The organism is Klebsiella planticola ATCC 33531, assembly GCF_000735435.1.
Classification (GTDB): Bacteria; Pseudomonadota; Gammaproteobacteria; order Enterobacterales; family Enterobacteriaceae; genus Klebsiella; species Klebsiella planticola.
The window spans coordinates 66,426-80,166 of record NZ_JMPP01000006.1 but is presented as its reverse complement, the minus strand read 5'-3'; the positions used below and the strand labels follow the sequence as shown (position 1 = coordinate 80,166).

Below are 13,741 nucleotides of genomic sequence, written 5' to 3'. Positions count from 1 at the left end.
CCTCCTTGAATTAATGCACGGGTGCCGGCTGCGGGGAAAAAGTGCGCGCTTTGTCCAGCGTAATAAATGAAATCAGCGTAAAGCACAGGGCGATACTGCCGAGAACGATATAGCTGCTGGTAAAGCCCATGCTCTGGTACATATGGCCGATGCCGGTAGAAAGAAAAATAGAGCTAAAGCTTTTAGAGAACTGGAAGCCAATTAAGTAAACGGTGGCGGAAAGCATCGGGTTGAAATTGGCGAAGATATATTTTAATGCAGCAACCAGCAGCACCGAGCTTTCAAAACCGTGCAGTAGTTTAATCAGGCTAATGGATACCGGCCCCACTGCCCAGGCTGAACCGATAATGCGCAGGCTCATAATCATCCCGCAGTACAGCAGAGCATTTTTCGGGCCGATTTTATTCACGAACCATGGGGCAAAAAACATCACGACCGCATCAAGGAAAATCTGACCGGTGGTTAAATAGCCGAAGACCTCCGCGCCGCGCGCTTTGCTCTCAAAGAAGTGGCTGTAATAGATAGCGAACTGCTGGTCGTAGGTTTCATATACCGCGCCGACGCCAATCATATAGATGGCGAAGAACCAGAATTTCTTCATTTTCAGCAGCGATGTGGCGTCGCTTAAGGTGACCGGCGAAGCTTTCCCGCCCGGCATCGCGCCCTGTTTATCCGCGCTAATCTGCATTTTCCAGACAATCACCAGCAGGCAAGCTCCCGCGCAGCTGGCCAACCAGAAAATCATATTCTGATCGATCCCGTAGAGCTTACCTGCCGCAAAGGTACCGATAGCCGCGCCAATACCGCCAAACATTCTGGCGCGGCCAAACTCAAACCCGGAAGCGCGACTGACTTTATCAATATAGGCTTCGCAAATACCGCAACCAGCGCCATAGGCCATACCAATATAGATGCCACCAGCCAGCGCCCCGAGAAAAACGTTAATTTTTAATAATGGCGCAAAGACGTAAATCCAGTAGGGGGCAAATAAAGTGATAATAATTGCCAGCAACCACATGAGGTTTTTACGATAGACCAGTTTGTCGGAGATGAAACCGAATAATGGCTGAACGCAAACGGCAATAATCGCAGTAAAGGAATAAACCAGGCCGACATCAGTGTAATTAATGCCGATGGTTTCCGTTAACCACAGTGATAAATAAGGATAGCAGCATCCCCAGCCAATAAAGAAGAACAGGAAGAACAGACAGCTTATATAGTAATTCTTATTTGATTCAATCATGGTAATCCTCGCTCCCGTTGAACAGGAATATGATCGTGTAGACGCGAGCAAAGTTACCTTTTTGCGCGGAGGGGAGTCATGAAAGTTTCGCTATGGAACAGTAAAAATCTGCTATCGCCTGAGGGGCGTGAGCCGCCTCACATTCGGACAATAAAAAAGGCGGAGTTTTCATCCGCCTTTTATGTTCGACCCAATACTTTACGCCGGCTCTTTATCGCTATTCACGGCGTCCGGCTGTTTCGGTACCAGCACGGTCGGTTTGTTGTCGATGCGGGTTACCAGCAGCTGGTCAATCCGGTAGTTGTCGATATCCACCACCTCGAATTTATAGCCGGAGAATTTCACCGCATCGGTGCGTTTCGGGATCTTACGCAGCATAAACATCATAAAGCCGCCGATGGTCTCGTAGTTGCCGGACTGCGGGAATTCGTCGATATCCAGCACGCGCATGACGTCGTCAATCGGCGTACCGCCATCAATCAGCCATGAGTTCTCATCGCGAGCGACAATTTGCTCTTCCAGTCCCTGGCCGACCAGATCGCCCATCAGAGTAGTCATGACGTCGTTGAGGGTGATAATCCCCACCACCAGCGCATATTCGTTCATGATTACCGCGAAGTCTTCCCCGGCGGTTTTAAAGCTTTCCAGCGCTTCAGAGAGCGTCAGCGTATCCGGAACAATCAACGTATTGCGAATCTGTACGCCGCCGGTCAGCACCAGGCTTTGGTTCGCCAGCACGCGATTAAGCAGATCTTTAGAGTCCACGTAGCCGATGATGTGGTCGATATCTTCGTTACAGACCAGGAATTTGGAGTGCGGGTGTTCCGCCACCTTGTTCTTCAGGCTCTGCTCGTCTTCGTGCAGATCGAACCAGATGATGTTTTCACGCGAGGTCATGGACGACGGAACGGTACGCGACTCCAGCTCGAAAACGTTCTCAATCAGCTCATGTTCCTGCTTACGCAGCACCCCGGCCAGCGCGCCGGCTTCTACCACGGCGTAAATGTCGTCGGAAGTAATATCGTCTTTACGCACCATCGGTATTTTGAACAGGCGGAAGATGTTGTTAGCCATGCCGTTGAACAGCCACACCAGCGGGCGGAAGACCAGCAGGCAGAAGCGCATCGGGTTGATGATACGCAAAGCAACGGCTTCTGGCGCAATCATACCGATGCGTTTCGGGGTCAGGTCAGCGAACAGAATGAACAGGCTGGTGACCAGGGTAAAGGAGATGATAAAGCTCAATTGCTCTGAAAGCTCAGCTGACATGTACTGGCTCAGCAGGCTGTGAAACGCCGGCGAGAATGCCGCATCACCGACGATACCACCAAGAATGGCGACGGCGTTGAGGCCGATCTGTACGACGGTAAAGAATGTGCCCGGGTTTTCCTGCATTTTGAGAACGCGTTGGGCGTTCACGTTGCCGTCATCGGCCAGCAGTTTGAGTTTGATCTTACGTGAAGCTGCCAGCGAGATCTCCGATATCGAAAAAAACGCACTGACAGCGATCAGACAAAGAATAACTAAAATACTATTTAACATAGTTTATCCAGCCGTTGAGGCCAGATCCTCGGAAGGGAAGTTGATAACTCTATAGTGGAATACATAAAAAACCGGTCCGAAGGCTCTGGACCGGCTATAACACAGGGTAGTATAGCGTAAGCGACTGTAAAGCCGCCAGAGCGTTAATTATTCACCTCAGTGATAAACGCTATTATGCCTGTGGGGGCAGACAGACGCCAATGCCTCCGATACCGCAGTAGCCGTACGGATTTTTGTGCAGGTACTGCTGATGATCGTCCTCGGCGTAGTAAAACGGCTTCGCCGGAGCAATTTCCGTGGTAATTGCGCGCGTGTCGTTGGCGTCGCGCATTGCGGCCTGGAAACGTGCCAGACTGGCCTTCGCCGCCTCATCCTGTTCTGGAGTCAGCGGATAGATGGCGGAGCGATACTGGGTGCCATGGTCATTGCCCTGCTGCATACCCTGGGCCGGATCGTGGTTCTCCCAGAAAACCTGCAGCAGCTGCGCGTAGCTGATGACCTGCGGATCGTACACAATGCGTACGGCTTCGGCATGGCCGGTGTCACCGGTACAGACTTCACGGTAGGTCGGGTTCGGCGTATAGCCGCCGGTATAGCCCGCCGCGGTGCTGTAGACGCCAGGCAACTGCCAGAACAGACGCTCAACGCCCCAGAAACAGCCCATCGCGAACAGGGCAACTTCCATCCCGTCCGGGACATTGGTCATGGAGTGGCCATTGACAGCGTGGAGTGTTGCCACTGGCATAGGGGTGTTGCGTCCTGGCAGCGCATCCGCCTGGGCGACAAGATGCGTTTTATCAAATAGACTCACGGTTGGCCTCTCAAAACATAAGTCGTGGTTAAGGTTGTAACGAAGCGTGTCTTTTTACACAATAAACATGCCCGATACGTCTAGATTTAAACATAAGAATTATTTGGTTTAGCGTTTCTTTTTCAACCCTAAGTTGTTGGGGTTTTATTAAGCCGTGGAACGGCGCTTTCGTTTCCTTCGGGGGGAAACAAGGATATTCAGGAGAAAACGTGCTACAAATCCGCCAGTTATGTATCACCAGCCTTTTGCTGGTCAGCGGGGTCGCTAGCGCCGCGAGCGTGCGTTTGCAGGTTGAGGGGTTATCCGGAGAGCTGGAAAAAAACGTCCGAGCTCAACTTTCTACGATCCAGAGCGACGAAGTGACGCCGGATCGCCGCTTTCGTGCGCGCGTCGATGATGCGATTCGCGAAGGGTTGAAGGCCCTGGGATACTACGAACCGACAATCGTTTTCGACCTCCGTCCGCCGCCGAAAAAAGGCCGGCAGGTGCTGATTGCCAAAGTCACGCCAGGTGAACCGGTACGTATTGGCGGCACGGAAGTCATCCTGCGAGGCGGTGCGCGCACCGACCGTGACTATCTGGATTTGTTAAAAAAGCGCCCGGCTATCGGCACCGTCCTGGATCATGGCGATTATGACAGCTTCAAGAGCTCGCTCACCCACGTTGCGCTGCGTAAGGGCTACTTTGACAGCGAATTCATCAAAAGCCAACTTGGGGTTTCTCTCGAGCGTCATCAGGCCTTCTGGGATATCGACTACAACAGCGGCGAGCGCTACCGCTTTGGTCCGGTCACTTTTGAAGGCTCGCAAATTCGCGATGAATATCTGCAAAACCTGGTACCGTTCAAGCAGGGCGACTACTACACCTCGCAGGATCTCGCCGAACTTAACCGCCGCCTGGCGGCAACCGGCTGGTTCAGCTCCGTCGTAGTGGCGCCGCAGTTTGAAAAGTCCCGCCAGACCAAAGTTCTGCCTTTGCAGGGCGTGGTCTCCCCGCGTAAAGAGAATACCGTGGAAACCGGGGTCGGCTACTCAACCGATGTCGGGCCGCGCGTCAAAGGGACGTGGAAAAAGCCGTGGATGAACTCCTACGGGCATAGCCTGACTTCCAGCCTCAGCCTCTCCGCCCCTGAACAGCAGCTTGATTTCAGCTATAAGGTGCCGCTGTTAAAAAGCCCGCTGGAGCAATACTACCTGATGCAGGGCGGTTTTAAGCGTACGGACCTCAATGATACGAAAGCCGACTCAACGACCCTTGCGGTATCACGTTTTTGGGAAATGTCGAGCGGCTGGCAGCGCGCGCTGAATCTGCGCTGGAGCCTTGACCACTTTACCCAGGCCAACGTCACTAACACCACGATGCTTATCTATCCCGGGGTGTCGGTAAACCGTACCCGCTCCCGGGGGGGGCTGATGCCGACCTGGGGCGACTCCCAGCGCTATTCGCTGGACTACTCCAACACCATGTGGGGCTCGGATATTAACTTCATCGTCGCCCAGGCGCAGGATGTATGGATCCGCACGCTCTACGACCGCCATCGCTTTGTGGTGCGCGGCAACCTCGGCTGGATTGAAGCCGATGACTTCAACAAAGTCCCGCCGGATCTGCGTTTCTTCGCCGGTGGCGACCGCAGTATTCGCGGCTATAAATACAAATCGATCTCACCGAAGGATGACGATGGCAAACTGATGGGGGCCTCGAAGCTGGCGACAGGTTCGCTGGAGTATCAGTACAACGTCAGCGGAAAATGGTGGGGCGCAGTCTTCGTCGACAGCGGCGAAGCGGTGAGCGACATCCGCAAAAGCGATTTTAAAACCGGCGCCGGCGTCGGCGTGCGCTGGCAGTCGCCGGTTGGCCCGATCAAGCTGGATATTGCCGCGCCGGTCGGCGATAAAGACGAACACGGTTTACAGTTTTACATCGGTCTGGGGCCTGAATTATGAGTTTATGGAAGAAGATAAGCCTCGGGGTACTGATCTTTTTGGTTCTGCTACTGGGGACGGTCGCGTTCCTGGTCGGCACGACCAGCGGCCTGCATCTGGTACTGAAGGCGGCGGACCGCTGGGTCCCGGGTCTGGAAATCGGCAAGGTGACCGGCGGCTGGCGTGACCTGACGCTGCAAAACGTGCGCTTTGCCCAGCCGGGCGTCGCGGTTACGGCCGGTCAGTTCCATCTGGCGGTCAAGCTACAGTGCCTGTGGGATAGCAGCCTGTGCGTGAACGATATTTCGCTGCGCGATATCTACGTGGCGATCGACACCAGTAAGATGCCGCCTTCTGCGCCGGTAGAAGAAGAGGACACGGGGCCGCTGAATCTTTCGACGCCGTACCCTGTTACGCTGAGCCGCATCGCGCTGCAAAACGTGAATGTCAAAATTGATAATACCGCCGTTTCGGTGCGGGACTTCTCCACCGGCCTGAACTGGCAGGAGAAGAATCTGACCCTGACGCCAACCTCGCTGCAGGGGCTGCTTATCGCGTTGCCGAAAGTGGCGAAAGTGGCGCAGGAGCAGGTGGTTGAACCGAAGATAGACCATCCGAAGCCGGAAGAAAAACCGCTCGGCGAGACGATGAAAGCGTTGTTCTCCCAGCCGGTGCTGCCGGAGATGACCGACGTTCATCTGCCGTTAAACCTGAATATCCAGTCGTTCCGCGGCGAGCAGCTGCGCGTCACTGGCGATACCGACATGACCGTCTACAGCATGCTGCTGAAAGTCAGCAGCATCGACGGGCACATGAAGCTGGATACGCTGGATATCGATTCCGATCAGGGCAAGATCAATGCCGCAGGCACCGCGCAACTGCAGGATAACTGGCCGGTAGACATCACCCTCAACAGTACGCTGAACATCGATCCGCTGAAAGGCGAAAAGGTGAAGCTGACCGTCGGCGGCGAAATGCGTAAAAAGCTGCAGATCGGCGTGGATTTAGCCGGTTCCGTGGCGATGACGCTGCGTGCCGATGCCCAGCTGGCGGAAGCCGGACTGCCGCTGAATATGGAACTGAAGAGTAAACAGCTGTACTGGCCGTTCAGCGGCGAAAAACAGTTCCAGGCCGACGATGTACTGCTGAAATTTAATGGCAAGATGACCGACTACACCATGGCGTTCAGTACCGCGGTGAAGGGGCAATCGCTGCCGCCGGCGAAAATCACCCTCAATGCTAAAGGGAACGAACGGCAGGTGAACCTCGATAAGCTGACCGTTGCGGCGCTGGAGGGGAAAACCGAACTGAAAGCGCTGCTGGACTGGCAGCAGGCTATCAGCTGGCGCGGCGAGCTAACGCTCGACGGCATCAACACCGCCAAAGAGGTACCGGACTGGCCGTCGAAGCTAAACGGGATGATTAAAACTCAGGGTAGCCTGTACGGCGGGAGCTGGCAGATGTCGGTACCGGAGCTGAAAATCACCGGTAACGTTAAGCAGAACAAGGTTGATGTCAGCGGCTCACTGCAGGGTAACAGCTACATGCAGTGGAAAATCCCCGGTCTGCACCTGGCGTTGGGTAAGAACAGCGCCGAGGTGAAGGGAGAACTGGGGGTTAAAGACCTGAACCTGGACGCCACCATCGATGCCCCCAATCTGGACAATGCGTTGCCGGGGCTGGGCGGCACGGCGAAAGGGCTGTTGAAGGTGCGTGGCACCGTTGATGCGCCGCAGCTGCTGGCGGATATCACCGCGCGTGCGCTGCGCTGGCAGGAGCTGACCGTCGCTCAGGTCAATGTCAAGGGTGACGTGAAGTCCAGCGACCAGATCGGCGGCAATCTTGATGTGCGCGTCGACCGAATCAGCCAGCCGGGCGTCAATATCAGCCTGGTGCAGCTGAATGCCAAAGGGAACGAGAAGCAACACGACCTGCAGCTGAAAGTGCAGGGCGATCCGGTTTCCGGACAGCTGTCGCTGGCGGGGAGCTTCGATCGTAAAGAGGAACGCTGGAAAGGGGCGCTGAGCAATACCCGCTTCCAGACGCCGGTAGGGCCGGTTTCCCTGACGCGCAACATTGCGCTGGATTACCGTAATCGCGAACAAAAAATCAGTATCGGGCCACACTGCTGGACTAACCCGAACGCCGAGCTGTGCGTGCCGCAGACCATCGATGCCGGCGCCAGCGGACGGGCAGTGGTGAATCTGAACCGCTTTGATCTGGCGATGCTGAAGCCGTTTATGCCGGAGGCGACCCAGGCCAGCGGCGTATTCAGCGGCAATGCGGATGTCAGCTGGGACACCACCAAAGAGGGGCTGCCGCAGGGTAAAGTGACGCTGAACGGTCGCAATGTCAAAGTCACCCAGATGGTCAACGATGCGCCGCTGCCGGTGGCCTTCGATACGTTGAACCTGACGGCGGAGCTGCATAACAACCGTGCGCAGCTCGGTTGGCTGATTCGCCTGACCAACAACGGTCAGCTGGACGGGCAGGTGCAGATTACCGACCCGCAGGGGCGCCGCAACCTCGGCGGTAATGTGAATATCAACAACTTCTCGCTGGCGATGATTAACCCGATCTTCGCCCGCGGCGAGAAGGCGGAAGGGAAGCTCAATGCGAACCTGCGCCTCGGCGGCGATCTGCAAAGCCCGCAGCTGTTTGGCCAGATGCAGTTGGGCGGTATCGATATTGACGGTAACTTTATGCCGTTTGATATGCAGCCGAGCCAGCTGGTGATGAACTTCAACGGCACCCGCTCAACGCTGCAGGGCACCGTGAATACCAAACAGGGCCAAATCAGTCTGAGCGGTAACGCCGACTGGACCCAGATTGACAACTGGCGCGCGCAGGTGGCGGCCAAAGGCAGCCGGGTTCGTATTACCGTGCCGCCGATGGTAAGGCTGGATGTTTCGCCGGATGTGGTCTTTACCGCTACCCCGAGCTTGTTTAGCCTTGATGGCAGCGTTGACGTTCCGTGGGCGCGTATCGTCGTCAACGATGTGCCGGAAAGTGCCGTTGGGGTCTCGTCTGACGAAGTGATGCTGGATAAAAATCTGCAGCCGATTAAGCAGCAGAGCGCCGGTATTCCCATCAACAGCAACCTGACGATTCACGTTGGTAACAACGTTCGTCTGAGCGCCTTCGGCCTGAAAGCGCGTCTGACCGGCGATTTGAAAGTGGCTCAGGATAAACAGGGGCTGGGACTGAACGGGCAGATTAATATCCCGGAAGGTCGCTTCCATGCCTACGGTCAGGACCTGATCGTACGTAAAGGCGAGCTGCTGTTCTCCGGTCCGCCGGATCAGCCGTTGTTGAATATCGAAGCAATTCGCAACCCGGATGCGACAGAAGACGACGTGATCGCTGGCGTTCGCGTCACCGGCTCGGCCGATCAGCCGAAAGCGGAGATTTTCTCTGACCCGGTCATGTCGCAGCAAGAAGCGCTTTCTTACCTGCTGCGAGGGCAGGGTTTAAGCAGCGGACAGAGCGATAGTGCCGCAATGACGTCAATGCTTATTGGTATGGGGGTTGCACAAAGTGGTCAGGTTGTGGGTAAAATCGGCGAGACGTTTGGCGTAAGCAATCTGGCGCTGGATACCGAGGGAGTGGGCGACTCCTCCCAGGTGGTGGTCAGCGGCTATGTACTGCCAGGTCTGCAGGTAAAATATGGGGTAGGGATCTTTGATTCCCTGGCGACGTTGACGTTACGCTATCGCCTGATGCCTAAGCTATATATGGAAGCGGTGTCTGGCGTAGACCAGGCTCTCGATTTGCTCTATCAGTTTGAGTTTTAGCAATGCGAATATTTGTTTACGGCAGTTTACGACGCAAACAAGGCAACAGCCACTGGATGACCAACGCTCAGTGGCTGGGCGATCATAGTGTCAACGATTATCAGCTGTACAGCCTGGGCCACTATCCAGGCGCGGTGCCTGGCGAAGGCACAGTACATGGTGAAGTGTATCGTATTGACGCATCAACGCTGGCCGAACTGGACGCGCTGCGCACCAAGGGCGGTGAGTACGCACGTCACCTGATCCAGACGCCTTATGGCAGCGCATGGATGTATGTCTATCAGCGCCCCGTAGAGGGCTTTACGCTGATAGAGAACGGCAACTGGTTAGACAGAGACCAGTATTAACCACGGCAACGCCACCTTCGGGTGGCGTTGTTTTTTTATGTCTGCCATTCACCCGCAATGGCAGACATAAAAAACCTTTGATCGGACGACCGGCGGTCAGGTCTGCGGCACTGGCAGCGTTTGTCCCCCGGTGGCGCGTTGCTGACCGGGGCTACGGGCAAGTGCGGTATTTGGTTTTGCCGCCCGGAGCGATGCCTTGGGGGCTGATGGCCGGTCTGCGGTACTGGCACCGTTTGTCCCCGGTGGCGCGTCGCTGACCGGGGCTACGGGCAAGTGCGGTATTTGGTTTTGCCGCCCGGAGCGATGCCTTGGGGGCTGATGGCCGGTCTGCGGCACTGGCAGCGTTTGTCCCCCGGTGGCGCGTTGCTGACCGGGGCTACGGCGGGTGCGGTGTTTGGGTTCTGCCACCCGGAGCGATGACTTTGAGCATTTGTAGCCCGGGTAAGGCGTGAGCCGCCACCCGGGAAATAGCTCTGCGCCAGAAACAAAAACACCGCCCTGAGGCGGTGTTTTCGACAATCTGAGTGCGGCGGAATTACTTCTTAGCGCGCTCGAAGGAAGCAATGATTTCAGCTTTAGCCGCTTCAGCATTGTCCCAACCGTCAACTTTCACCCATTTGCCTTTTTCCAGGTCTTTGTAGTGCTCGAAGAAGTGGGTGATCTGTGCTTTCAGCAGTTCCGGCAGGTCGTTCACATCTTTGATGTGATCGTACTCTTTGCTCAGCTTGGTGTGCGGTACGGCAACCAGTTTCGCATCTTCACCGGATTCGTCGGTCATCTTCAGTACGCCAACCGGACGGCAGCGGATCACAGAGCCTGGCTCCAGCGGGTACGGCGTCGGGACCAGTACGTCAACCGGGTCGCCGTCCAGAGACAGGGTGTGGTTGATATAGCCGTAGTTGCACGGATAGAACATCGCAGTGGACATGAAGCGATCAACGAACAGCGCGCCGCTCTCTTTGTCGACTTCGTATTTGATTGGGTCTGCGTTAGCCGGGATCTCGATCACGACGTAGATGTCTTCCGGCAGATCTTTACCCGCAGGTACGTTGAGTAAGCTCATGTCTGTTTCCTTTAAAATGTATGGCAAACAAGTGCCTGGTATTATAGCCAACTCACATCGAATGTCTTGGCTTCTTTTTATTTTGCCCACCGGTAATCAGTCTGAATTTCCCCCTGAAAAACAACCTGAAAATCCATAAACATAGCCGCATCCTGAATAAAACAATGTAACCGTTTACATTGCATCTGTTTGATTTCTCAACGTGCGTAAAATATCACCTTATACGTCGGCAGATGCGAGCTGCGGGAAGCCTTATCCGCTCTCAGCTGGATTAAATCACGGTAATTAACATTTAATTTACTTTTTCGAAGTGTGATGTAACGCATTCAGTTACATCACGAGTTGTCTATAGTTTGTCCGCAGATGACGATTTAACCCAAAGTAACCCGATGAGGACCGTTTTATGTGGAAGCGCTTACTTCTTGTCACAGCAGTTTCCGCAGCTATGTCGTCTATGGCAATAGCTGCCCCTCTGACCGTAGGATTTTCGCAGGTCGGATCTGAATCCGGCTGGCGTGCGGCCGAAACCAACGTTGCGAAGGAGGAGGCCGCCAAACGCGGAATCACTCTGAAGATTGCCGACGGCCAGCAAAAACAGGAAAACCAGATTAAAGCCGTTCGCTCCTTTATCGCCCAGGGCGTCGACGCCATCTTTATCGCGCCGGTGGTGGCGACCGGCTGGGAACCGGTGTTGAAAGAGGCCAAAGAGGCCAAAATTCCGGTATTCCTGCTCGACCGCTCGATTGATGTCAAAGATAAAGATCTCTACATGACTACCGTTACCGCCAATAACGTTCTTGAAGGTCAGCTGATTGGTGACTGGCTGGTGAAAACGGTCGACGGCAAGCCGTGTAACGTGGTTGAGCTGCAGGGCACCGTTGGCGCCAGCGTGGCTATCGATCGTAAGAAAGGGTTTGCCGACGTTATCGCGAAAACGCCAAACATCAAAATTATCCGCTCTCAGTCCGGCGACTTTACCCGCAGCAAAGGCAAAGAGGTGATGGAGAGCTTTATTAAAGCGGAAAATAACGGCAAGAACATCTGCATGGTTTTTGCCCATAACGATGACATGGTTATTGGTGCTATCCAGGCCATTAAAGAAGCCGGGCTGAAACCGGGTAAAGATATCCTCACCGGCTCAATTGACGGCGTGCCGGATATTTATAAAGCGATGATGGCAGGGGAAGCGAACGCCAGCGTCGAGCTGACGCCGAATATGGCCGGCCCCGCATTTGATGCGCTGGAGAAATATAAAAAGGACGGCACGCTGCCAGAGAAGTTGACCATCACCAAATCGACGCTTTACCTCCCGGATACGGCGAAAGAAGAGCTCGAGAAGAAGAAAAACATGGGCTACTGAGGACGTCGGGAGAAGCAATAACCAGGCGATGTGGCGCATCGCCTGAATGGCTCCCCGGCCAGTGCTGGCGGTCCATCGATCCACTCCTGTCGGTCGCCCGGTTAGCGTTGTGATCGGGAACCGTCTTTCATCCCCTGAAGGTGAGACTGAATATGAACGCCGAGGTAAGCCAGGAAATCCTTCGCACGGAAGGGCTTAGCAAGTTTTTCCCCGGCGTCAAAGCGCTGGATAACGTCAATTTTAGTCTGCGGCGCGGTGAAATCATGGCGCTGCTGGGCGAAAACGGGGCGGGTAAATCCACATTGATTAAAGCCCTCACCGGCGTGTACCACGCCGATCGCGGGGCGATCTGGCTGGAGGGGCAGGAAATATCGCCGAAAAATACCGCTCATGCCCAGCAACTGGGTATCGGCACGGTTTATCAGGAGGTTAACCTGCTGCCGAACATGTCGGTGGCGGACAATCTGTTTCTCGGGCGTGAACCCCGTCGTTTTGGCCTGCTGCGGCGCAAAGAGATGGAACAGCGCGCCACCGCGCTGATGGCCTCCTACGGTTTTTCCCTCGACGTCCGCGAACCGCTGAACCGTTTTTCGGTGGCGATGCAGCAGATCGTCGCGATTTGTCGGGCCATTGACCTGTCGGCCAGAGTGCTGATCCTCGATGAACCGACTGCCAGTCTGGACACTCAGGAAGTGGAGATGCTCTTCACTCTGATGCGCCAGCTGCGCGATGATGGCGTCAGCCTGATTTTTGTCACCCACTTCCTCGATCAGGTGTATGCCGTCAGCGACCGGATTACCGTTCTGCGCAATGGCGGTTTTGTTGGCTGCCGGGAAACCCGCGAATTGCCGCAGATCGAGCTGGTGAAGATGATGCTTGGCCGTGAGCTTGAGCACGATGCTCTGCATCGCGCGGGTCGTACTTTACTGAGCGACAAACCGGTCGCCGCCTTTGAGGGCTTTGGCAAGAAAGGCGTTATTGCGCCGTTTGACCTCCAGGTTCGTCCCGGCGAGATCGTCGGCCTGGCGGGGCTGCTCGGCTCGGGGCGCACGGAAACCGCCGAGGTCATTTTCGGCATCAAACCGGCAGACAGCGGCACCGCGTGGATCAAAGGTAAAGCGCAGGGGCTGCGTTCGCCGCACCAGGCGTCAAGCCTGGGCATCGGCTTCTGTCCTGAGGATCGTAAAACCGACGGGATTATCGCCGCGGCATCGGTGCGGGAAAATATCGTCCTGGCACTGCAGGCACAGCGTGGCTGGCTGCGGCCGATTCCGCGACGCGAGCAAAATGACATTGCCGATCGCTTTATCCGCCAGCTCGGTATTCGCACCCCCAGCGCCGAACAGCCGATCGAATTTCTCTCCGGCGGCAATCAGCAGAAGGTGCTGCTTTCTCGTTGGCTGCTGACCAAACCGCAGTTCCTGATCCTCGATGAACCGACGCGCGGGATCGATGTTGGCGCCCATGCGGAGATCATCCGTCTGATTGAAACTCTGTGCGCCGATGGTCTGGCGCTGCTGGTGATCTCCTCGGAGCTGGAAGAGCTGGTGGGCTATGCCGATCGGGTGATTATCATGCGCGATCGTAAGCAGGTCGCGGAGATCCCGCTAGCCGAGCTTTCTGTCCCGGCGATCATGAACGCTATTGCGGCATAAGGAG

The 13,741-nt window shown here is 55.4% G+C and carries 9 protein-coding genes; 5 read left to right on the top strand and 4 right to left on the bottom strand.

Going from position 1 to position 13,741, the window contains the following annotated elements; translation table 11 throughout:
- Positions 1-10: 10 nt before the first annotated feature.
- The 3 genes from GRPL_RS23240 to msrA form a co-directional block, all read right to left on the bottom strand.
- Entirely contained in the window at positions 11-1,243 is a 1,233-nt protein-coding gene (locus GRPL_RS23240) for an oligosaccharide MFS transporter (protein WP_032689806.1), read from the bottom strand.
- Between the two features lie 198 nt (positions 1,244-1,441).
- On the bottom strand, positions 1,442-2,785 hold the full coding sequence (gene paeA / locus GRPL_RS23245) for a polyamine export protein PaeA (protein ID WP_032689805.1): 1,344 nt from the start codon (positions 2,783-2,785) through the stop codon (positions 1,442-1,444).
- Positions 2,786-2,957: 172 nt separating this feature from the next.
- Complete coding sequence (msrA, locus tag GRPL_RS23250; RefSeq protein WP_032689804.1) at positions 2,958-3,596, bottom strand: peptide-methionine (S)-S-oxide reductase MsrA; 639 nt, start codon at positions 3,594-3,596, stop codon at positions 2,958-2,960.
- Positions 3,597-3,805: 209 nt separating this feature from the next.
- Between msrA and tamA the strand changes: the two genes are divergently transcribed.
- From tamA to GRPL_RS23265, 3 genes are read left to right on the top strand one after another with little or no spacing between them, the layout of a single operon-like run.
- Positions 3,806-5,539, top strand: a complete 1,734-nt coding sequence (gene tamA / locus GRPL_RS23255; protein WP_032689803.1) for an autotransporter assembly complex protein TamA — start codon at positions 3,806-3,808, stop codon at positions 5,537-5,539.
- Complete coding sequence (gene tamB / locus GRPL_RS23260; RefSeq protein WP_032698314.1) at positions 5,536-9,312, top strand: autotransporter assembly complex protein TamB; 3,777 nt, start codon at positions 5,536-5,538, stop codon at positions 9,310-9,312. The genes tamA and tamB overlap by 4 nt, the downstream gene beginning before the upstream one ends.
- Positions 9,313-9,314: 2 nt before the next feature.
- Positions 9,315-9,659, top strand: coding sequence for a gamma-glutamylcyclotransferase family protein (locus GRPL_RS23265; RefSeq protein WP_004857174.1), 345 nt, complete (start codon positions 9,315-9,317; stop codon positions 9,657-9,659).
- Positions 9,660-10,194: 535 nt separating this feature from the next.
- Here the strand turns inward: GRPL_RS23265 and ppa are convergent.
- Positions 10,195-10,722, bottom strand: coding sequence for an inorganic diphosphatase (gene ppa / locus GRPL_RS23270; protein ID WP_004857176.1), 528 nt, complete (start codon positions 10,720-10,722; stop codon positions 10,195-10,197).
- 403 nt (positions 10,723-11,125) lie between these two features.
- Here ppa and ytfQ point away from each other — a divergent pair, with 403 nt between their 5' ends.
- The gene (gene ytfQ / locus GRPL_RS23275) at positions 11,126-12,082 is read left to right on the top strand and encodes a galactofuranose ABC transporter, galactofuranose-binding protein YtfQ (protein ID WP_032698313.1); all 957 of its coding nucleotides are present in this window, start codon (positions 11,126-11,128) and stop codon (positions 12,080-12,082) included.
- Between the two features lie 152 nt (positions 12,083-12,234).
- The gene (gene ytfR / locus GRPL_RS23280) at positions 12,235-13,737 is read left to right on the top strand and encodes a galactofuranose ABC transporter, ATP-binding protein YtfR (RefSeq protein ID WP_032689800.1); all 1,503 of its coding nucleotides are present in this window, start codon (positions 12,235-12,237) and stop codon (positions 13,735-13,737) included.
- The last annotated feature ends 4 nt before the right edge of the window (positions 13,738-13,741 follow it).

Excerpts from the sequence above, each read along its gene's own strand:
- GRPL_RS23240 (WP_032689806.1), bottom strand. The coding sequence starts at position 1,243 with ATGATTGAATCAAATAAGAATTACTATATAAGCTGTCTGTTCTTCCTG.
- paeA (WP_032689805.1), bottom strand. The coding sequence starts at position 2,785 with ATGTTAAATAGTATTTTAGTTATTCTTTGTCTGATCGCTGTCAGTGCG.
- tamB (WP_032698314.1), top strand. The coding sequence starts at position 5,536 with ATGAGTTTATGGAAGAAGATAAGCCTCGGGGTACTGATCTTTTTGGTT.
- GRPL_RS23265 (WP_004857174.1), top strand. The coding sequence starts at position 9,315 with ATGCGAATATTTGTTTACGGCAGTTTACGACGCAAACAAGGCAACAGC.
- ppa (WP_004857176.1), bottom strand. The coding sequence starts at position 10,722 with ATGAGCTTACTCAACGTACCTGCGGGTAAAGATCTGCCGGAAGACATC.
- ytfQ (WP_032698313.1), top strand. The coding sequence starts at position 11,126 with ATGTGGAAGCGCTTACTTCTTGTCACAGCAGTTTCCGCAGCTATGTCG.
- ytfR (WP_032689800.1), top strand. The coding sequence starts at position 12,235 with ATGAACGCCGAGGTAAGCCAGGAAATCCTTCGCACGGAAGGGCTTAGC.